The sequence below is a fragment of the Streptomyces sp. NPDC001093 genome (assembly GCF_040298985.1).
GTDB lineage: Bacteria > Actinomycetota > Actinomycetes > Streptomycetales > Streptomycetaceae > Streptomyces.
In genome coordinates this window covers 40,613-61,179 of the sequence record NZ_JBEPBF010000021.1, presented here as the reverse complement: position 1 = coordinate 61,179, position 20,567 = coordinate 40,613, and the positions used below count along the sequence as shown (strand labels likewise).

The window sequence follows — 20,567 nt, the reverse complement described above, 5'->3', positions numbered from 1 at the left end:
TCGATGAGGGAACCGTACGGGTTCACCGCGCACAAAAGCGGCGAGAAGTCCGATGCGTCGGCATCGAGGCGCACTGCCTCATCCGCTCCGCCACCTGTCCGGTGCCCCGCAGCCCTCCAAGCGAGTGGCGTCACACCCGCGACCGCCTCACCCGGCGGGAGCAGGCGCCTTGCCCGTGGAGCCCTCCGGCAGCGAAGAAGGCATGGCAGGCCGGTGCCGTCAGGGCGATCCTCCACAACCCTCGCCACAACGGCTACGAGGTGTGGAACAAGCAGCGCAAGGAAGAACGCCTCACCGACATCGACGACGTCACCCTCGGTCACCGCACCACCATGACCCACAACCCCACCGACGAGTGGATCTGGTCCAACGAACCCGCACACACCCCGCTCATCCCCAAGGAACTCTTCGAGGCCGCCCAGCGGGCCCGCAGGCAGCGCGCCCGCGTCTACCAGCGGCAGGAACGCCCCAACCGGCGAAGCAGCCGACGGGCCTACGTCCTGCGAGGACGGGTGAGATGCACTCTGTGCGGACGGAAGATGCAGCCCTCGGCGATCCGCGACCGCGTCTACTACCGATGCGAGTACAAGGAACAGGAAGTGGCCCTCTACCCCGGGCTCGATCATCCGCGCACCATCAACCTGCGCGAAGACATCATCTGCCGGGCACTGGACGCATGGATCGCTCGGGCCTTCGCCCCGGACCGGCTCACCGCCCCCATCACCGCACTCAGCCAGGCCGGCATCGCGGCAAGCTCTGCACAGCCACAAACCCCCGAGCAGGCTCAAGCCCGCCAGGCGATCAAGGAGTGCGAGCGGCGCCTCGCCCGCTACCAGACCGCCCTCGACTCTGGAGCCGACCCAGCCGTCGTCACCCAGTGGATCAACGACGCGCAACGCGACAGGGAAGCGGCACAGAAGAAGCTCGACGCCCTGCCCACCGGCACCCGAAGGAAGGAACCACCCCTCACGGCAGACCAGATCCGGGCGATTACTGAAAGGTTCGGAGACATCGCTCAACGCATCCAAGCCGCCGACGCCGAGAAGAAAGAGCCACTCTACGAGGCTCTGGGCATCACGATCGCGTACGACCACGCAACGAGGACCGCGACCGTCAGGTCGAGGCCCTCGATTCCGTATCGCTATAAGGAGTCGGATGTTCACGAGTTGTGACGGCAAGGGCGTGGGGCGTCGGTCTGGCTCACGCGCTGTCGTCGCCGGCGGAGAGGATGGTGTGGGCGGTTCCCAGGAGACGTGCGCAGCGCCGGGTCATGGCGTCGGGTGACTGGTCGGGGTGGTTGATCCACCAGCGGACCAGGGCGGTGCACAGGCCGCGCCATGCGTGTTTGAGGGCGTCGGCGTCGAGGGGGTCGCTGGTTCCGGCGGTGTGCAGGAGGTCGGCGGTGCCGGTCGCGGCGAGGTCGTCGATGGCGTCGCGGTAGTGGGCCGCGCGGTGGGCGGCTTCGCTGTCGGGCGGCAGCGTGGGGTCGTAGAGGACGAACCATGCCTCGCGCCGGCCGTCGAGGGCGGTGAACAGGGCGTGCAGCACGCGCAGGGGCGTGGGCGGGGCGTCGGCGTCGTGTTCGGCCATCGCGGCGCGGATGGCGGCCAGCAGCCGGTCGCCGACCGGGTCGAGGCAGGCGAGGTAGAGGTCCTGCTTGCTGCCGAAGTAGTGGTGCAGGAGTGGTTTGGTGACGCCGACGCGGGTGGCGATGGCGGCCACGGTGGTGGCCTCGTAGCCGTGGCGGCCGAACTCCTCGGTGGCCGCGGCCAGGACCTGTCGTTCGCGTGTGGCCCTCGGTACGCCCTTGGTGCCGGCCTTGGAGGGGGGCGTTGTCATGGAACCAGATCTTACCCTAGGGTAATTTACTGACGGGTAAATTCCCTGGATCCCGCTGGAGCGCACCCATGCCTGCCACCGCGACCGACCCCCGCACCTCCCGCACCCGCTCCTGGTGGGGCTGGGGCTACGCCGACGCCCACCCCGACGACGCCGAATGCGCCGCGATGGGTGCCCTGCTGCCGGGCACCCTGGCCCGCCCGCTGCCGATACCCCGCATCGCCGACCTGCCCATCGGCCGCCCCGCCGCGACGCCCCCGCCCTCCCTGGCACACCTGGTCACCGCCGACCCCCAGGCGCGCGCCGCCCACGCCATGGGCAAGGCCTACCGCGACGTCATCCGGGCCCTGCGCGGCCGGCCCCGCCGGATCCCCGACCTCGTCGCCCACCCGGCCGGCGACCAGGACGTGGCCGACCTGCTGGACTGGGCCGGCGAGCACGGCGTGGCCGTCATCCCCTTCGGCGGCGGCTCCTCGGTGGTCGGCGGCGTGGAGTACCGCGGTGACACCCACCACGCAGTCCTGTCGCTCGACCTGACCGCGATGGACCGCGTCCTGGAGATCGACACCACCAGCCGCTCAGCCCGCATCCAAGCCGGAGCGCTCGGACCCGTGCTGGAAGGCCAGTTGTGCCCCTACGGCCTGACCCTGCGCCACTTCCCGCAGAGCTTCGAGTTCTCCACCCTCGGCGGCTGGCTCGCCACCCGGGCCGGCGGCCACTACGCCACCGTCCACACCCACATCGACGACTTCGTGCAGTCCCTGCGCGTGGTCACACCCGCCGCAGCGGGCACCTCCTGGCGGCTGCCCGCATCCGGCGCCGGACCGTCTCCCGACCGGCTCTTCCTCGGTTCCGAGGGCACCCTCGGTGTCATCACCGAGGCATGGATGCGCCTGCAGGAACGCCCCCGCCACAAAGCCTCCGCGTCCGTGGCCTTCGCCGACTTCCACCGCGCGCTGGACGCCGTACGTGTCATCGCCCGGTCCGACCTCGCCCCGGCCAACTGCCGCCTGCTCGACCCCGGCGAGGCGCTGCTGTCCGGCGCCTCCCACGACGGCTCCGCCGTCCTGATCCTGGGCTTCGAGTCCGCCACCACCCCCGTCGACGACCGCCTCGCGAGCGCCGTGGACCTGGCCCGCGCCCACAGCGGCCGCGGCGAGACACATGCGGCAGACCGCGACGCCCCGGCCGACGCAGCCGTCAGCGCCTGGCGCGCGGCGTTCCTGCGCATGCCCTACCTGCGCGACGGTCTGGCCCGCATGGGCGCCGTCGTCGAAACCTTCGAGACCGCCGCCACCTGGGAGAAGATACCCGCCCTGATCGAGGCCGTCCGCGCCGAGGTCGGCGCCGCCGCCGCGAAGGCCACCGGACACCCGGCCACCGTCAACTGCCGCCTCACCCACGTCTACCCCGACGGCGCCGCACCCTACTTCACCGTCGCAGTCGCCGGCCGGCCCGGCGACGAGCCCGAGATCTGGGACGACATCAAAGCCGCCGCGATGGACGTCCTGCACCGCCACCGCGCCACCATCACCCACCACCACGCCGTCGGCCGCGACCACCGCCCCGGCTACGACCTCCAACGCCCCGAACCCTTCGCGCTGGCACTGCGCGCCGCCAAGCACGCCCTGGACCCCCACCACATCCTCAACCCCGGCGTCCTGCTCGACTGACAAGACAGCAATCAGGCGAAGGCGGCCGGAACTGCCGCAACGACTCTCCCGCGCCGGCCCCGGACAGCCCGACACGGGCGGCGGCGTCCTCAAGCCGCCCATCTCCCGCCGGACACCGCCACCCCACACGGACACCGGCACCCCGCAGTCGCGTCTCCGGCCTCACCGCGCCCGGACCGAAAGGTCAAGCCCCAGGGGCTGTCATTTCTCGGGTTCTGGCTCAACTTCCGTGGTGCCGCGAGCGTAAGAGTACCGATCGGTTGCGAGCCGGCGGCGTGTGGCAGTGTCGTCTGCATGTCGTGCCCCTTCTGCCGGCTCATGCACGAAGACAGTGCGCAATGGGTAGCCCGTAGACGTCTTGGACACGCCCACCGACGTACTGGCCGAGACAGTCGAGCTGGTCCAGCGTCTGGCAAGGGCCATGCGCTCCGGGCTGAACGCGACTGGGGTGAACGTCCTCGACGCGAGTGGTCCGGGCTCGGAACAGTCGGTACGCCACCTGCACTTCCACGTCGTTCCGCGGTGGCCGGACGATGGCATCCCCACCTGGCCTACCGGGCTGTCGCACCATCGATTCGCCGGTGACCCGGCCGTACAACTCGCCGACGCACTGACGGCCGGCAAGCACCACAGAAGTTGAGCCAGGCCACCGGCGCCGTCCGGCGGCCGGCCCACGGAGGGGCGTCGCCACGGGAGGATGGCCGTCTTCCAGGCAGCGTTTGAGCGAGGCTGGTGTGAGTTGCCGTCGACCGTCAGCGGCGGGCGGCCGGGGGCCGTCTCCCGGGCGGCCGCAGCTCGGACGGTCAGGCGGCTTTCCGGTCCGTGCCCGGTGTCGGTCCGGCGGCGATGGAGAAGCCGAGGACGAGGCCGTCGCCGCCGGCGTGCGCCGAGGTGAGCGCGACGCCGTGGGGCAGGCCGGTGACGGCCACGGTCCTGGGCCCCAGTTCATCGCGGAGCCCGGAGGTGGCCGGCAGGTCAGGGAGGTCGTCGACGGCCGCGCTCCGGCCGTGGCCAGGGTCGCCCGCACGGTGAAAGGCAGGCCCAAGCGGCCGACGCTCCCTGTGAGGATCAGGTGGCCGTCCTGGCCGCCGGCGGTCAGGCCCTTGCCCAGCGCGCCCAGGCGGCGGGTCACCTGGTCGTATCCCACGGTGGCGTTTGCGGTGCCGCCGGCGCTGTCGCCGCTCGTCGTGACGTCTTTCAGGCGGATGGTCACATCCAGCACGGCGTGCTGAGCGTGCACGCCTTTCGCGCTCACCTCGACATCGCCGACCTCCCCGCCCAAGGTGCGCAGGCCCGCGAGGGGGGTGGTGAGGTCGGCGTGCACCGGGCCGTCCGGCTTCAGCCGGCGCGAGGCCTGGGCGACGACCCGCTCCTCGGTGCGGTGCTCGACGAGGAGGTCGGTCGCGCAGGTGAGCAGGGCCAGGGTCGCGGCGGTGGCGGCCACGATGAGGCGGGTCTTCCCGCGGGGGTTCGGGCTCACGTGGTCACTGCTCCGGATCGGTCGGCGGGCGGTCAGGCGTGCAGGCGCGGGAGGACCCGGTCGAGCCGGCGGGGTATCCACCAGTTCGCCCGGCCGATGAGGAACATGGCGGACGGCACCAGGATCAGGCGGACCACGGTGGCGTCGACGATCACGCTGATCGCCAGCCCCAGGGCGAGCATCTTCACGACCACGGTCGGCGAGGTGGTGAAGGACAGGAACACCGCGGTCATGATGAAGGCGGCAGCGGAGATCACGCGCGCCGTCGCGGACAGCCCCTCCCCCACGGCGAGCCGGTTGTCGCCGGTGCGGTGCCAGGCCTCGGCGATCCGGGACAACAGGAAGATCTCGTAGTCCATGGACAGTCCGAAGACGATCGCGAACATCATCATCGGCACGTACGACTCGATGGGCACCGGCTCCGACAGCCCCAGCAGCGAGTCGCCCCAGCCCCACTGGAAGACCGCGACGAGCACGCCGTAGGACGCGGCCGTGGTGCACAGGTTGAGCACGACGGCCTTGAGCGGGATCACCAGGCTGCGGAAGACCGTCATGAGCAGCAGGAAGGCGAGGACCAGGACGATGCCGATGACTATGGGCAGCCGTTCGCCGACCGTGTCCCGGAAGTCGGCCTGTCCGGCCACGGTGCCGGTGAGGTAGGCCTTGGCGCCCGTGCCGTTCAGGGCCTCCGGCAGCGTCCGCCCGGCGAGGGTGTCGAGCAGGTCGCCGGTGGCGGCGTCCTGCGGGCCGGTGGTCGGGGTGAGCGTGGTGACGAGGATCCTGCCGTCGGCGCTCGCCTTGAGCGGGGTGAAGGCGGCCACGCCGTGGGTGGTTCTCAGGGCCGTGGTCAGGTCGCCCGTGATCCGGTCGACGGGGGACTTCGCGCCGCTCACGTCGACGACGGTGACGATCGGGCCGTTCGCCCCTGCTCCGAAGCCCTGCCCGTCGGCGTGGGCGATCCAGTCGTAGGCGGTGCGGGTGCTGCTGCCGGGTCGGTCGGCACCGGCGTCGACGTGGCCCAGGCGCATCGACAGCAGCGGCAGGGAGCACACGCCGAGGACGGCGACGCCGACGACGAGGAATGTCCAGGGCCGCCGGGCGACGAGATCCGCATAGCGGTTCCGGCCGTCGCCGGCCGCCGTGCCCTCGGCGACCGGGCGGCGCAGCCGGAACCGGTCGATGCGCCTGCCGACCAGCCCCAGGGCCGCCGGTACGAGGGTGACGGCGGCAGCGGCCGTGACGACGACGGCGAGGGTGGCGGCGAGGCCGATCTTGCCGACGAAGGTCAGCCCGCAGGCATACAGGCTGAGCATGGCGACGGCCACGGTCAGAGCGGCGACGAGGACGGCGCGTCCGCTGGTGTGCGCGGTGCGGGCCGCGGCGTCGGCCGGATCGCGCCCCTCGATGAGGTCTTGGCGGAAACGCGTCGTCAGGAACAGGGCGTAGTCGATGCCGACACCCAGGCCGATCATGCCGGCCAGGGTGGTGGCCGAGGTTGCGAAGGAGAGCGTGGCGGCGACGATGCCCACGATGCCGAGGCCGACCCCGACGCTGATCAGCGCGGTGGCCAGCGGCAGCAGCGCGGCGAGGACACTGCCGAAGGCCAGCAGCAGGATGACGAGAGCGGTGACGACGCCTACGCTCTCGCTCAACTTGTCGTCGGCCGGTGCACGGACGACCTGATCCAGATCGCCGCCGTAGGCGACGCCGAGCCCCGCCGCCCGGGCGGGGCCGGTCGCCTTGTCCAGTTGCCCGGTGTAGGCGTGGCCGAGGTTCTTCAGCTGCTCGTCGAAGGAGACGACGGTGTACGCGGTGCGTCCGTCGGCGCTGGTGACGGGCGCGGAGACGGCAGTGACGTGCGGCAGACCCCGGAGGTCGGCCAGGGTTCGCTCGAGCGCGGACCGCTGGTCGGCCACGGCTCCGGAACTGGTGTGGAACACGACCTTGCCGCCCGGCCTGCCCGCTTCCGGCATCGAGGTGGCAAGGAGATCGGCGCCGGTGTGTGAGGCGGCGCCGGGCAGGCTGACCTGGTCGCTGAAGGTGGGCGCGGCGAGGTGCCGTCCGGCCAGGGCAGCGACGAGGACCAGCAGCCACGCGGCGACCACCGCTGCCGGGTGCCGGGCGCAGAAGCCGCCGAGGCGGCCGAGTCCGCGGCGGGACGCGGCGAAGTCGGTCGCCGGACGGGTGGCGGTGTGTGCCCCGCTCGGCGCGGGCGGGTGCTGCAGAGATCGGGCCACCGTGGCCTCCAGGAAGAAAGTGTCACGAGTGACACGAACTCTAGAGGCGAAGTGTCATGAATGACAATTGTCAGTGGTGTCATTTGCTGGAGCGACGCTCTGCGGCGCACGGAGGGTGCGTGCGCACCAGGGGCCGCGCCGCGGGTGCGGGGTGCGCCAAACCGCGAGGTGCCAGCCGTGGGTGGCATGTGTGTCAATTGACAGTCGCGACACGATGGCGGGAGGCTTCGGACCATGCCCAGTGAGCTCACCCCCGCCGGACTGCGCGAACGCAAGAAGGAAGAGACGCGGCGCCGCCTGCTGGAGGGGGCCGCGCACCTGTTCAGAGAACGCGGCTTCGAGGCCACGACGGTCGCGGACATCGCCGCGTACGCGAACGTCTCCGCGCGCACCTTCTTCCGCTACTTCGAGAGCAAGGAGGCGCTGCTGCTCCCGGACGGCGTCGAGATCTTCGCCTACGTCGAGAACGCCCTCGCCCGGCGTCCCGCGGACGAGGACCCCCTGGGCGCGGTGTGCAACGCCCTGCTGGAGGCGGCCGAGCCGTTCGCCGCCTCCACTCTGACCGCCCTCAGTCATCCGGTCCAAGGCATCGAGAACGTCGTCACGGCCCGGCTCGTCCAGGCCTTCTCCGACTTCGAGGAGCGGCTCACCGTCCTGGTCGAGCGCAGACTTCCGCCGGACACGCCGGACGCCGACCTCACGGCCGCGGTGATCGCGTGCGCCGCCCTGTCCGCGGTGCGCGCCGTACTGCGCACCCGCAGGGCGCGCCGGGCCTCCGGCCTCACGGACACGGGCCCAGCACCCCTGCTGCGAGCCTTGCAGATACTGCGCGGGATCGGCTCTCCCGAACGGCCCTGACAGCGGGCGGGGAGCCGACGGGAACGGCGCCGGCACGGCTCGGCACGGCCCGGCAGTAGGTCGGCCCCACCGCCTCACCGGCCCGCCGCCGCGGCTGCGTCGCCGCAGTGTCCGCCTGGCCGCGGTGTCGGCCGAGTGCACGTGCGACTTCGGTCTCGGCGTCAGCAGGGCTGCTCAGGCCCTCAGTTAGGTCCGGGGCGCCGCCGGCCTTGACTCGCCGTCAGCCGAGGGAGGCCGCCGGTGTCTTCGATGCGCTCGGCGAAGGCCCCCACGGTCCCGGGGCGCGTGCCGCCCAGGTCGTCCTCGATCCCCCGGACGCAGCCGCTCCCGTCACCGTCACCGTCACCCCCACCGGACGGCACGCCCCGCATCCAGCCGCCCCTCCGAAGGACCCGCCCGGCCCACGCTCCCCGCCACTCATGGCTGCCGAGCAGGCCAGGTTCCAGAGGCCCGACCGGCCACCGGCCGGAGCCAGGCGCAAGAACCGTGCGCAACGGACCCGCAGACACAGGAGGAGCAGGGTTCCACTGCTGATTCCGCGGGGCCGGTGCATGACTCACCCATCCTGCGATCAGTCTGACAAGCGGGATCTGTTCCTGCCGCCTCAGCAGGAATGGCTCCACGGCCCGCTCCACGCGTGAGCGAGCCGTTGCTCAGGAGGAGTTGAGGTGCCGGGGGGAACGTGCGCCCGGGGTACCTCAGCTCTCATCACCGCGCCTCACACAGCGGCGCTGAAGCTGTACTTGCCCCCTGGAAGTGAGTACGTGGCGGACCCGGACGGGACGGCCTGAGCGGGGGCCTTCACCGAGCCGGGCTGGGAGGTGGGTACGACCACGGTGGCGGTCACGTTGGCGGGAACGGTGACCTCGAGCGTCAACTCGCCTTGCGACACGGACCAGCTGCTCTCGGCGGTCCCGTACGGCGTCCGGTAGGTACCCGAAGCCGAGGTCAGGGCGCCGCCCGGCTGGGGAGCGATGAGCAGGGTCCGGTAACCCGGCGTGGCTGGGCCGATCCCCGCGATGTGCCGGTACAGGAAGTCGCCGACCGAGCCGAGGCCGTAGTGGTTGAACGAGTTCATCCCCGGGTCCTGGAAGGAGCCGTCGGTGCGGATGCCGTCCCAGCGCTCCCAGATGGTGGTGGCGCCGCGGCTGATCATGTAGCCCCAGCCGGGATAATCGCTCTGCAGCAGAATCCGGAAGGCGACATCCGTATGCCCGTTGCCTGCCAGGACGGTCAGGAGGTTCTCCACGCCGAGGAACCCGACCGTCAGATGCCCGTCGCCGGCCGCGACCTTGGCGGCGAGCTTGTCCGCGGCCCGCTGGACGAGCGCGGTGGGCACCAGGCCGAAGGCGAGGGCGAGTACGTACCCGGTCTGGGTGTTGCTGCCGACGGAACCGTCCGATCCTATGTACCGGCCGGCGAAGGCGGCCGCCACCTGGTCGGCCAGCTGCCCGTAGGACGCGGCCTGTGCCGTACGACCCGTGGCACCGGCCATCCGGGCCACCAGCCGCGCGGCCCACGCGAAGTACGCGGTGCAGATCAGGTCATGGGGCGTCTCGTCGTTCACGTTGAGCCAGTCGCCGTACGTCTGCTGGTTGCGGATGAGGTCGCTGCCGGCGGTGTTGCGCAGGTAGTCGACCCAGTTGGCGAACGCCGTGAAGTGCCGGTCGACGACCTGCACATCCCCGAAACGCTGCCACAAGGTGTACGGGATGATGACACCCGCGTCGCCCCAGCCGGCCGTGCCGGAACCATTGATCACGCTCGGGGCGACGTCGGTGAACGCTCCGTTGGACTGCTGGTCGTCGATGAGGTCGTCGACGAACTTCGCCAGGAACCGGTGGACGTCCAGGTTGAACGTGGAGGTGGCGCTGAAGGCGGCGATGTCTCCCGTCCACCCCAGACGCTCGTCCCGCTGCGGGCAGTCCGTGGGGATGGAGAGCATGTTGCTGCGCTGCCCCCACGTGATGTTGTGCTGAAGCTGGTTGAGCAGATTGTCGGAGGTGGTGAAGGTGCCGAGCTGGTCCGCCGTGGTCCAGGCGGCACGGCCGGTGACGGTGCTCTTCGTCGGGGTCACGCTGGGCGGCAGACCGGTGAGCTCGACGTAGCGGTAGCCGTGGACGGTGAAGCGCGGCTCGTAGGTCTCGGCGGAGCCGGTGCCGGCGAGGACGAAACGGTCGGTGGCCTGGGCTGCGCGGAGGTTGGCCGTGTAGAGCGTGCCGTCGGGGTTGAGGACCTCGCCGTGCCGCATCGTGATCGTGGTGCCGGCCGGGCCGGACAGTGAGAGCCGGTTCCACCCCGCGAAGTTCTGGCCCAGGTCCAGTATCCACACGCCCGGCTGCGGCTGCGTGATGGCCACGGGTGAGAGCTCGGCCTGAACGGTGACCCCGCCGTCGACCTGTGACACCAACATGGGCAACGAGACCGGAGAGACAGTCACGGTGGCCCACGCGGAGTCGTCGAAGTCGGCGCCGTCCCAGCCACGGACATCCAGGCGTGCGTCGTACGTCTCGCCGTTGTACAGGTCATCCGCCCTGATGGCTCCAGTGCTGGTCTTCCAACTGCTGTCGGTGGCGATCGTCTGCGAGGAGCCGTCGGTGAAGGTGAGCACCAGTTGGGCCGAGTACCACGGCTGGGTGCCATAGTGCTGGCTGCCGGCGAAGCCGATGCTGCCGCTGTACCAGCCGTTGCCGACCCAGACCGCGAGGGCGTTGGCGCCCTGCTGGAGCCGGTCGGTGACATCGAAGACCTTGTACTGAAGGCGCTTTTTGTAGTCGGTCCAGCCCGGAGCCAGGACGTCGGAGCCGACCTTGGCGCCGTTGAGGCGGGTCTCGTGCAGACCCAGTGCGGTCGTCAGGAGCCGGGCGAACGCCACGGGCTTGGAGATGGTGAAGCGTTTACGCAGCATGGGAGCGGGGGTGATCACGCGTACCTGGGCGCCCCATGGGCCGCTGCCCGCCGCGGCGACGGACATCGCCGCGGGCCATGTGCTGTCATCGAAACCTGAGGTGTTCCAACCCGCGGGCCCGGACTGGGAGGCCTTCCAGGAGGTGTCACTGTTGATGACCTGACCGCCGGGCAGGATGAGCTTGGCGAGCAGCCCGGCCGGGGAAACGCTGGTGTTCGTACAGGACACCGCGATGGTGTTGGCGCCTGACCTCAGATGCGAGGTGAGGTCGACGAGTGCGGCGCTCTTCCAGGAGTCGCCGACCCTCGGCGAGGAGCTCACCAGCACGCCGTTGACCCAGACATCGGCCGTGTCGTCTCCGGTGATGGCCAGTAACGCGCTTGCCGGGGCACTGGAGAGCGTGACCGTACGGCGGAAGTAGCGGGTGCCGGTCGGTGCCGAGGACGCGGGATCGCCCTCGGGATACCAGACCCAGCTCGCCCCCGCGAAATTCGGTGCGGCGGCCTGGCCGATGAAAGCGCCGTGCCATTCGCCGGCCGAGTCGAGCAGCCCGGTCTCGAACCACTGCAGGTCGCTCCAGGCACTCGCCCGCCCCTGCGTGTCCCACACGCGGACCCGCCAGTGGTAGCGGGTGAGGCTGTGCAGTGGGGAGCCGTCGTACGCGATGTCGACCTGCTGGGCCGAGGAGACTCGGCCACTGTTCCAGACGTCCCCGTTACCGACGCTGGTTGAGGAGACCTGGATCTGATATCCGGCCTGGTGCTGCTGGGGGGTCGCGGAGTCCAGGGTCCAGCCGAACCGTGGATTCGGCGCGTCCACCCCGAGTGGCGTGACCTGGTGCTCGAGGGTGAGGCCCGCGGCGCTGAGCGGCGATACCGCCGAGAGGTCCGGCGCGGCGACGTTCCAACCCCATGGGGAGATGCCGTAGGCGCCCAGGTCCATGGCGGCCGGCCAGCCTGAGTCGTCGAACGCGGGCTCTTCCCAACCTGTGGGAACCGACTGCGCGGAGCGCCAACTGCCGTCCGTGACCAGGTCGGTCGTGCCGCCGTCCGTGGTGATGTGGACGTGTCCCAGCAGCCCGGCAGGACCGCCGCTGTTCCTGCAGGCGACCGCGATCGTGTTGTTCCCGCTGATGAGCGCGGGGCGCAGGTCGACATAGACGGCGCCCCGCCATGAATCCGCGGTGCGCGCAGAAGCGGCCAGGTGCTGTCCGTTCAGCCATACATCCACGGTGTCGTCACCGGTGACGACGAACTGAGCATCACTGGTGCTGCCGGCCGGGACGCTGAATGTCCTGCGGAAGTACCGGTAGGCGGTGGGAGCGGTCACGCGCGGACTTCCCTCGGGGTACCAGACCCAGTGGGCACCCGACAGGTCGACGGGACCGGGTGCGGCGGTGTGTGGGGCTGCTGCTGCGACATCCGGGTGCGACAGCAGGGAGCCGGCGGCGAGCACGCCGGCCGCGATGCCCGAGCCGGCGCTCAGAAAGCGTCGCCTGCTGAGCCGAGGTTGGTCTTCATCGGGCCGAGCCGAACCTGTGTGGTGCGTCGCGTCACTGCTCAACGCCGTACTCCTTCTCTCTGGCCACCTCTGCTGTGGTGGCCGGGCGGGGGGTGAGCGAGGCGGGATCGGCAGCGCCATCTCACGGTGCCCATCCGGCTTGATGCAGCGCATTGAAACGTTTCATTACGAGATGTCGAGGGTACTGTAGGGGCGCCTGCGAGAGTCGTCAACGGTCGTGGTGGGCACGGCTGTTGTGGGGCTCACAGCTCGTTCGGTCGGGGAAATGCGGGCGTTGGCTCGGTGCAGGCGCCACCGCGGGCACCCCGCACCGCAGTCTTGAGTACTTCCGCAGTCGTGGGCTTATGTCGCCGGGACGATCTAGTTCGAGCGAGGTACCAGGGCTCGGCCGTCGCCCTCCGGACGGCACCGCCGCACCCTCACGGCTACCCCCTTCTCCGCCACCGGGTCCACCGCCGACGCCACAAGCGCGCACAGAGCACCGGCGTGAATCCCGGGGCCCCGGGGGCGGTATCCCCTCGGCGTGCAGGCACCGGCGTCGCAGATGCGGTAGTCGGCGGAGTGGTTGGGGGCGTCGGGCAGCGTCAACGTGCGCGTCGGGTCGTTTGGGTGCATCACGGGCCCGCGGTGCGTCCGTTCCCAGCGGACGGGCAGGCATACGAGCACGGTTCCTGCGAGGAAGGGATTGTACTGTGTGCCCGTGCTCTGATCGTCGTCGATGTGCAGAAGGACTTCTGTGAGGGCGGCAGCGTCCCGGTGAAGGGCGGTGCCGACCGAGCCCGCGCCATCGCCGAGATGGTCCGCCGCTCCGCCGGCGGCGAGTACGCGCACATCGTCGCCACCCGCGACCACCACATCGATCCGGGCGGCCACTTCTCCGACCACCCCGACTACCAAAACTCCTTCCCCGTGCACTGCGTGGCCGGCAGCGAGGGAAGCGGCTTCCACCCGCACTTCGCGCCTACCGCCGCCTCCGGTGCCGTCGACGAGGTCTTCTACAAGGGTGCGCACTCCGCCTCGAAGAGCGGCTTCGAAGGCTCGACCGAGGACGGCGCATCCCTGGCCGACTGGCTTCACACGCGCAACGTCAGCGATGTCGACGTCGTCGGTATCGCCACCGACCACTGTGTGAAGGCCACCGCGCTGGACGGCGCGAAAGCCGGCTTCGCCGTGACTGTCCTGCTCGACTACACCGCCGGCGTCGCCACCGACACCACCGACCACGCCATCGAGGAACTACGCCAGGCCGGCGTCGCACTCACCGGCGAACCCGTCGTCCTCGGTGGATGACGGCTACGGGGCGGCATCAGGTGCACAGACAACGTGGCCATCGTCACAGGAAGTTCACGGAACCCGTACAGTAGGTTCGCGACACACGGGGGATCCCAACGGGCGACGTTCCGAGCCCCACACCCCTTGTGGCGTGAAGCGTTGCGCTTCTGCGTTCGCGGAGATGCGGAGCCATCACCCGGCTGGCAGGTTCTGGTCCATCCGCAGTGCTTCGCTCGACGCATGGGCCGAAAGTGAAGACGGGGTGCACGAGCACAACTTCTTCACAGGTAGGATCACCGCGACGCGCCCGGGACTCTTGCCGAGCCTGCCGCGGCTTGCCGTAGTCACATCCTCCAACGGCCTCCGGTATGTGCGGAGTTCGGCCGATGGAGCGGGCTGGACAACGGCAGCAGCATGGGTTTTCCGTCCGCCGCCCTGACCAGGCGACGCGATCGGGAACCGTCACCCGGCACCAGTGCAACCTGTTTGGCCGGTGCTCGGATGGCCGCAGGAGTTCTCCGGCTTTCTCCGGCCCATGGGGTGGCGCGCACGTTCACCGGTCCTCGCTCGTGGGTGAGGACGTGTTCCTTTGGGGGGTTCTGACATGTCCTATGGTCCTGTTGGCAGATCGGCCGAAGGCCCCGCGCTGCGCTCGGTCAAGGCTCTGGCTGCCACTGCCTCAGTGTTGCTCGGTGTCGCCGCCGCGGTGGACATCTTCGCCGTCTGGGCCGGTGTCGGCCTGTATGGCCACCTGGGCAGTGCGCTGACCGGCTCCACCGGCCAGGCCGTCCACGACGCTGACGTCCTCGATGTGGCCGGGAAAGCCCAGATCGGTGCCGTTGTGGTCGCGGGGGTCGTCTTCATCGCCTGGTTCTACCGGGTACGCGTCAACGCCGAGTACTTCGCCCAGGACGTGTGCACCATGGCCCGTGGATGGGCCATCGGCGCCTGGTTCGTCCCCGTCGGCAACCTGTGGCTGCCCTACCGTGTCGCGAGCGAGATCTGGCAGGCCAGCGCCCAGAGCGCACGCGATGGCTCCTGGCGCACCGTGTCCAAGGCCCCGGTCAACGCCTGGTGGGCCCTGACCATCACCTCCGCCGTCATGGACCGGGCCGGCTCCACCTTCATGGACTCGGCCACCACCCTCGCCGGACTGCGTCACGCGACTGCTCTCGCCGCAGTCGGCGACCTCCTCAACGCGGTGGCAGCCGCCCTGGCCATCCTCTTCGTCCGCAGGCTCACCCGCATGCAACAAGCGCCCCACCCTTTCGCCGAGGCCGCCGCCGTCCGGCCGTGACCGACCGACACCCTGAGCCCTGCCAAGCCCCACCCCTGCCGGTCGGGATCCCAGACCCGCCAGGCCGTCCGTCAGGACGTCCCAGACAGCCCCGGCCCTGTTCTTGCCGGAGCACGTCTCAAGACAGCGACGGGCCGTCGCGGATACCCCCGGCAAGCGGCGTCGGGACGGCCGCCGACACGCCCGTCCCTCGCCGCACGGCGTCACCCGCCTCGGGCGCAGAAGGCCGTCCGTGGGCAACTGTCCGTAACGCGATCGCCCGCCTCACACCAGCCATAGCGCAGAAAGCACATAAATGGACGTATCGGCTACCTTCACCTTGTCGCGACGCCAGTTCCGCATCGCTCTCCGCAACGCACCGGTGATGCGGAGAATGACGATCGCCTCGGCGCTGGTTATCGTGTTCGGGCTGTTGAAAGTGCTCGTGGACGGGAAGCTGGGCACGTTCGGTTGCGTGTGCCTCGCCGTCCTGGCCCTCGTCCAGGCACTGGGCATACCGATGGCCGCACGCCGTGCCGCCACCCAGATGCGGGGACCATGGACCGTGCGGGTCACCGACACGGACTACCACCTGCAGACCGCGGTCAACCAAGCAACAGTGCGCTTGGACGCCTACCGCGAGGCCCGCTTCCACCGCGGGTTCTGGTATCTGACCAGCCCCACCGGCACCAGCTTCTTTCCCTCCGCGGTGTTCACCACCGACGAACAGGCCCAACTGGCACACCTTTTCGCCCACCGCCTGCCGCCGCGCAAGAAGCCGTGGTACCGCCCCTACTCCTGACCGCGGCCTGGGTGCGGCTGGTGCTCTTTCCTGATCTGGTCGGGCGGGCCCGCGACCTGCAGGGCACGCAATCCGTCTGGCGGCCGGTCAGTTGCGGCCTGCCGCCGCCATCAGCCCGTCTCGCGCTCGGAGTGTGGGTTGCGCAGCGGAGGCAGGGACTGCCCAGGGCGGGGTGCACGATCGGGTAGCGGCCATGGAAGGTGCGGTGCTCGTGTCGCTAATCAGCAACCCCGTCACACATCGTGACGACCGTTGGAGGTATTTTGGCACGTCTGCGTATTGCTCTCCTCCAGCAGGAGGTATGGCGAACTCCTACCTGGTCCACGCCCTGAAGGGCGAACAACTGACGCTGCTCAGCGCCGACTTCGCCACCCGCAGCCACATCGACGCCTACTTCGCCGGCCACCGCGTCGCCCCCCGCATCACGGTCGAGGCCAACTCCATCCAAGGCCTCACCGAAACCCTCCAACGCACCCCCTCTGGCCACCGTCCTGCCCGACGCCATCACCCACGACCACCCACACCTCGCCCCCTCCCCCTCGACCCGCCCCTGCCCGCACGCACCGTCACCCTCCTGCATCGGCAAGGCACCTACCGCAGCGCCGCCACCCGCGCCTTCGTCCTGTTCACTTACGACCTTGTCCACACCCGCGGCTCCACCCCACCCCCGTGACCTGCAAGCCTCGGGGCGCGCTCTCGCAAACGTTCGATCGCGAGCATCTACCCGCGCGCCTGCCGAGCACGCCAGGCAGGAGGCGTACCCGGAAGCCGTCGATGCCGCGCACGCCGACCTCCCCGCCCTCCAAGAGAGTGAGGGTCCTCGGTCCGCGCGCCGCTGAGAAGACGGAGCCCGCCAGGTGACGGCGTACCGCGTCACCCTCCAGTTCCGCGGAGCCGTGTGCGGTTCCGTTCCCAGCCGTCGTCGCGCCCGGTCGATCACCGCGGTCGTCGGCACCCGCCACATCCCCGTCCAGCGGCCCATCCGCTCCGGCCCGTGTGTGAGCAGCCGAGCGACTCCTCATAGCCTTGGCCGGAGAACAGGCACATCGCCCGCACGAAATAGGCCACCACCCGGGCCGGCAGCAGTCGGCGTCGCTGCTCGGCCCGCCCGCACTCCGCGACCACCTCATCCACCAGCTCCGGCGGAAACGCACTGGTCAGCGCCCCAAGCACGATCTGATCCGACAGCCGCTCGTCTCCTGACGGCATCGCCTGACGGGCCTTGGCACACCCTGCTCAACGAACAATGAAGCCCAAAGTCACCGGTATTGCCTCTAGGCTGGCACGGTGACTGATGAGCAGGAGCGGGTGCAGCCGTCGGGAGTGTGGGCCACGGCCGTGGGGGTGGCCAGGGTGCGGGCGCTGGAGACCGAGCGGGAGAACGCGCTGTTCCGCGACCCACTGGCACAGGCCTTCGCCACCGCCGGCGGCCTGGGGCCCTCCTCGCCGCCGCTGCCCGATGACGAGGCCGCCCGACGCCGCCGGCTGGGCGTGGCGTTCTCCATCGTCATCAGGACGAAGTTCCTCGACGACCTGTTGCAGCAGGCCTCCGCGTCCGGTGTCCGGCAGGTCGTGCTGCTCGGCGCCGGCATGGACAGCCGGGCCTTCCGGATGGACTGGCCCGAGGGCACCCGGCTGTTCGAGGTCGACACCGCCGCGCCACTGGACTTCAAGGCTTCGGTGCTGCGCCAGGAGCGGGCCGTCGCACGCTGCGAGCGGATCACCGTCGCGGTGGATCTGCGTGAGGACTGGCCGGCCGCGCTGGCCGCCGCAGGGCACGACCCGGCGGTACCGACCGTGTGGATCGCCGAAGGACTGCTGATCTATCTGCCCGAGGACGCGGTGGAACTGCTGCTGACCCGGATCAGCGCCCAGTCGGCGGCAGGCAGTCGGATGGGGCTGACGTTGGGCACACGCGGCGTGATCGAACGCTTCGGCGCGGACGCCGTGCCGGGATCGGCGGCGTCCATGTGGGTTTCGGAGATGCCCGACGACCCGGTGGGCTGGCTGGCCGGGCACGGCTGGGAGGCCCGCAGCCACACCCTGCGCGAGTGCGCTGCCGCCTACGGCCGCCCGATCAGCACCCCGCCGCAGCGTGAGGAGCGGCCCGGCGGACTGATCTCGGCGGTCCGCCGGTAGAGCGCCTCCCGCCTCGTTCGGCAGCGCAGGGCCTTGTTCCTCAGTTGTGGCTCTGGCAACCAAACCGCACGACGAAGCGTGCCCGCCCGATGGCCACCGGAAGGGGGTCGGGACCGCTTTCGCATGAGGACGAGTTCTGCTGAGGGATCGACGGTCAACGGGCGTCCGACGGCGGCCTGCTTTCGATGGGGGTCCGGCGGAGAGGCATGTGCGCGGGAGCCCGCCCGATACCCGGTCAGTCCTCGGCGATCAAGGACTGCGGAGCGCGGAAGCCGAGGACTCTGGTGGTGAAGTTCGCCAGTTGCGCCCGCATTCTACCGCGCGGCACGCGCTCCTGTCCGCTCAGGTGCTCGACGAGGTCGGCTCGGGTGGCGGCGAGGAGCGCATGGGCGGTGAAGTCGCTGTCGGTCACGTCGGGGATCTGCTCCAGCACGGCTCGGAGCAGGCCGTGCCATCGCTCATAGTGCTCTGCTTGGTACGGGCTGCCGTTCCCGGTCTCCTCCAGGGCCAGCGCGAGGCGGCGGTTGTCGAGTTTGAAGCACAGGAGGGCGTCGAGCAGGGCGGGTACACGCTCGAGCGGCGGGGCGGCGGGCCCCAGGGGCTCCGGCCCGGACTCCACGGCCTCCCTGATCGGTTCGAGTCGCGCCTCGTACAGAGCGCGGAGCAGCCCGGTGCGATCGCCGAAGGCGCGGAAGAGCGTTCCTTTGCCGACGCCGGCCGCTGCCGCGATATCGGCCATCGTGATGTCCTCGGGGCTTTCGTGGCGGGCGAAGAGGGCGTCGGCGGCCGCGAGGACGGCCTCCCGGTTACGGGCGGCGTCCTTGCGGGGCTTGCGCTCTGGCATGCGGTTCCTCCGGTTGCAAAGCGGACCCTGGGTCCGTATTGTCGAACCGGACTCGGGGTCCGGATTCTATGGGACGGAGGATACCCATGCCCGTATCAACCTCCCCGGCGGACCTGTACCGCCACAGCCTGCGGCTGCTGCTGGACAAGGACATTCCCGGATGGGTCGGCCTGTGGGCCGAGGACGGTGTCATGGAGTTCCCCTTCGCCCCCCACGGCTGGCCCAAGCGGCTGGAGGGCAGGGAGGCCATTGCCGCCTACATGCGCCCCTACCCCGACCACATCGACCTGCACGACTTCCCCGACCTGCGGATCCACCAGACCACCGATCCGGAGACCATCGTGGTCGAGATGCGCGGCGTCGGACGCCTGGTCGAGACCGACAGTCCCTTCGACATGGCCTACATCGCCGTCGTCGCGGTCCGGCACGGGCGCATCATCTCCTACCGCGACTACTGGAACCCCCTCGCCGTCCTCGAACCCGGCACCGACTTCGTGGGGAGCGGTCGATGACCACCACCGGCACCACTTTGGTCATCGGCGCCACCGGCACCACCGGCAGCCGCACCGCCGCGCGGCTGGCAGCCGCCGGTCACCGGGTCAAAGCCGCCAGCCGGCACGCCACCCCGGTCCCGGGCGCGGAGCCGGTCCGCTTCGACTGGTACGAGCCCGCCACCCACGAGGCCGCCCTCGACGGAGCCGACCGCGTCTACCTCATACCGCCGCCGGGCGACCCCGACCCGGCGGCGATCATGCTGCCTCTCCTCGGGCAGGCCCGCACCGCGGGCGTACACCGCGCGGTGCTCCTCAGCTCCTCGGCGATCCCCGCGGGCGGCCCGGCCGTGGGGATGGTGCACCAGGCCCTGCCCGGCCTGTTCGAACAGTGGGCGGTACTGCGCCCCTCCTGGTTCATGCAGAACTTCACCGGCACACACACGCACGCCCTCAGCATCCGCGAAGACGGCACCCTTTGGACCGCCACCGGGAGCGGTCGGGTCGGCTTCGTCGACGCCGAGGACATCGCCGCCGTCGCCATGCACGCCCTGACCGACGAGCAGGCACCCAACACCGATCTCGTCCTCACCGGACCGGAAGCGCTCGGTTACGACGACATCGCCGCGATCGTCACCGAGGTCACCGGCCGGCCCGTCGCCCACCGCCGGCTGTCCTACAAGCAGTTGCGCGATCGCCTCGCCGCGCTCATGCCGCTGGAGTTCGCCGCCATGCTGGCCGGCATGGACCGGGCCATCGCCGAGGGGGCCGAGGACCGCGTCACCGACACCGTCCAGCGCCTCACCGGTCGGCCCGCGCGCACCTTCCGCGCCGTCCTGGAAAGGGAGATGCGATGCGGCAGTTGATGTTCCAGGACGATCAGCAGTTCTGGTTCGAGACCCTGCGCAATCTCGTTCTACGCCCTTCATGGCCCGGGTACGACGCTGTCCCACCCTGCCCGGTGGGCTCGTAGGTCATGATCTCGGTTCCGGCCTTCTTCGCGAGGACGGGCGACAGAACCACTGCACATGGGCGAACGCTGAGGCCACGACCCAGCGTTGGGTGCCCAGGCCGGAACCATGCCCGGTGCCGCGGCGGGCGCACCGCGTCCGCGCGGCGTCGAGGGCCGACCTCGCTTGCCCCGCACCGGCGGCACGGCCTGGAGCCGCGGGATCAGCTGGGTGACGTGTCTTCACGGCGACGTCGGTGCGGACGTGCTGGCTGCGG

At 70.4% G+C, this 20,567-nt stretch carries 17 protein-coding genes and 1 pseudogene; 11 read left to right on the top strand and 7 right to left on the bottom strand.

Annotated features, from left to right (window positions below; all coding sequences use genetic code 11):
* The first annotated feature begins 101 nt into the window (after window positions 1-101).
* A complete protein-coding gene (locus ABT288_RS13635; RefSeq protein WP_351606343.1) occupies window positions 102-1,172 on the top strand; it encodes a recombinase family protein in 1,071 nt (356 codons plus the stop codon).
* A gap of 28 nt (window positions 1,173-1,200) precedes the next feature.
* On the opposite strand, the gene ABT288_RS13630 is transcribed toward ABT288_RS13635, so the two are convergent.
* Window positions 1,201-1,839, bottom strand: a complete 639-nt coding sequence (locus tag ABT288_RS13630; protein WP_351606340.1) for a TetR/AcrR family transcriptional regulator — start codon at window positions 1,837-1,839, stop codon at window positions 1,201-1,203.
* A 68-nt stretch (window positions 1,840-1,907) separates the two neighbouring features.
* Between ABT288_RS13630 and ABT288_RS13625 the strand changes: the two genes are divergently transcribed.
* Both ABT288_RS13625 and ABT288_RS13620 read left to right on the top strand, forming a co-directional pair.
* Complete coding sequence (locus ABT288_RS13625; protein ID WP_351606337.1) at window positions 1,908-3,512, top strand: FAD-binding oxidoreductase; 1,605 nt, start codon at window positions 1,908-1,910, stop codon at window positions 3,510-3,512.
* A 358-nt stretch (window positions 3,513-3,870) separates the two neighbouring features.
* Complete coding sequence (locus tag ABT288_RS13620; RefSeq protein WP_351606335.1) at window positions 3,871-4,152, top strand: HIT family protein; 282 nt, start codon at window positions 3,871-3,873, stop codon at window positions 4,150-4,152.
* Between the two features lie 163 nt (window positions 4,153-4,315).
* On the opposite strand, the gene ABT288_RS13615 is transcribed toward ABT288_RS13620, so the two are convergent.
* Window positions 4,316-4,441, bottom strand: a complete 126-nt coding sequence (locus tag ABT288_RS13615) for a hypothetical protein (protein ID WP_351606333.1) — start codon at window positions 4,439-4,441, stop codon at window positions 4,316-4,318.
* A gap of 583 nt (window positions 4,442-5,024) precedes the next feature.
* A complete protein-coding gene (locus ABT288_RS13610; protein ID WP_351606331.1) occupies window positions 5,025-7,229 on the bottom strand; it encodes an MMPL family transporter in 2,205 nt (734 codons plus the stop codon).
* Between the two features lie 234 nt (window positions 7,230-7,463).
* On the opposite strand from ABT288_RS13610, the gene ABT288_RS13605 reads away from it, so the two are divergent.
* Window positions 7,464-8,087 carry a TetR/AcrR family transcriptional regulator gene (locus ABT288_RS13605; protein ID WP_351606328.1) on the top strand — a complete coding sequence of 208 codons (624 nt, stop codon included), beginning with the start codon at window positions 7,464-7,466 and terminating at the stop codon, window positions 8,085-8,087.
* Between the two features lie 718 nt (window positions 8,088-8,805).
* Here the strand turns inward: ABT288_RS13605 and ABT288_RS13600 are convergent.
* Window positions 8,806-12,324 (bottom strand): family 78 glycoside hydrolase catalytic domain, encoded by a 3,519-nt coding sequence (locus ABT288_RS13600; protein ID WP_351606325.1) that lies wholly within the window; start codon window positions 12,322-12,324, stop codon window positions 8,806-8,808.
* 882 nt (window positions 12,325-13,206) lie between these two features.
* Here ABT288_RS13600 and ABT288_RS13595 point away from each other — a divergent pair.
* The 4 genes from ABT288_RS13595 (at window position 13,207) to ABT288_RS13580 (ending at window position 16,539) form a co-directional block, all read left to right on the top strand.
* Entirely contained in the window at window positions 13,207-13,806 is a 600-nt protein-coding gene (locus ABT288_RS13595; RefSeq protein ID WP_502972751.1) for an isochorismatase family protein, read from the top strand.
* 664 nt (window positions 13,807-14,470) lie between these two features.
* Window positions 14,471-15,085, top strand: coding sequence for a DUF4328 domain-containing protein (locus tag ABT288_RS13590; RefSeq protein WP_351606323.1), 615 nt, complete (start codon window positions 14,471-14,473; stop codon window positions 15,083-15,085).
* Between the two features lie 373 nt (window positions 15,086-15,458).
* Window positions 15,459-15,866 carry a hypothetical protein gene (locus ABT288_RS13585; RefSeq protein WP_351606320.1) on the top strand — a complete coding sequence of 136 codons (408 nt, stop codon included), beginning with the start codon at window positions 15,459-15,461 and terminating at the stop codon, window positions 15,864-15,866.
* Between the two features lie 301 nt (window positions 15,867-16,167).
* Entirely contained in the window at window positions 16,168-16,539 is a 372-nt protein-coding gene (locus tag ABT288_RS13580; protein ID WP_351606317.1) for a LysR substrate-binding domain-containing protein, read from the top strand.
* Window positions 16,540-16,802: 263 nt separating this feature from the next.
* Here the strand turns inward: ABT288_RS13580 and ABT288_RS13575 are convergent, their stop codons facing one another.
* Window positions 16,803-17,075 carry a transposase domain-containing protein gene (locus tag ABT288_RS13575; RefSeq protein WP_351606314.1) on the bottom strand — a complete coding sequence of 91 codons (273 nt, stop codon included), beginning with the start codon at window positions 17,073-17,075 and terminating at the stop codon, window positions 16,803-16,805.
* A gap of 114 nt (window positions 17,076-17,189) precedes the next feature.
* Here ABT288_RS13575 and ABT288_RS13570 point away from each other — a divergent pair, with 114 nt between their 5' ends.
* Window positions 17,190-18,005 carry a class I SAM-dependent methyltransferase gene (locus ABT288_RS13570; protein ID WP_351606430.1) on the top strand — a complete coding sequence of 272 codons (816 nt, stop codon included), beginning with the start codon at window positions 17,190-17,192 and terminating at the stop codon, window positions 18,003-18,005.
* A gap of 235 nt (window positions 18,006-18,240) precedes the next feature.
* On the opposite strand, the gene ABT288_RS13565 is transcribed toward ABT288_RS13570, so the two are convergent.
* Window positions 18,241-18,849 (bottom strand): TetR/AcrR family transcriptional regulator, encoded by a 609-nt coding sequence (locus tag ABT288_RS13565; RefSeq protein ID WP_351606311.1) that lies wholly within the window; start codon window positions 18,847-18,849, stop codon window positions 18,241-18,243.
* An 86-nt stretch (window positions 18,850-18,935) separates the two neighbouring features.
* On the opposite strand from ABT288_RS13565, the gene ABT288_RS13560 reads away from it, so the two are divergent.
* Both ABT288_RS13560 and ABT288_RS13555 read left to right on the top strand, forming a co-directional pair.
* Window positions 18,936-19,361, top strand: coding sequence for a nuclear transport factor 2 family protein (locus ABT288_RS13560; protein WP_351606308.1), 426 nt, complete (start codon window positions 18,936-18,938; stop codon window positions 19,359-19,361).
* On the top strand, window positions 19,358-20,206 hold the full coding sequence (locus ABT288_RS13555; protein WP_351606306.1) for an NmrA family NAD(P)-binding protein: 849 nt from the start codon (window positions 19,358-19,360) through the stop codon (window positions 20,204-20,206). The genes ABT288_RS13560 and ABT288_RS13555 overlap by 4 nt, the downstream gene beginning before the upstream one ends.
* A 132-nt stretch (window positions 20,207-20,338) precedes the next feature.
* On the opposite strand, the pseudogene ABT288_RS13550 reads toward ABT288_RS13555, so the two are convergent.
* Window positions 20,339-20,526 (bottom strand): annotated as a pseudogene (locus tag ABT288_RS13550) (IS5/IS1182 family transposase); the annotation flags it as partial.
* Between the last annotated feature and the right edge of the window lie 41 nt (window positions 20,527-20,567).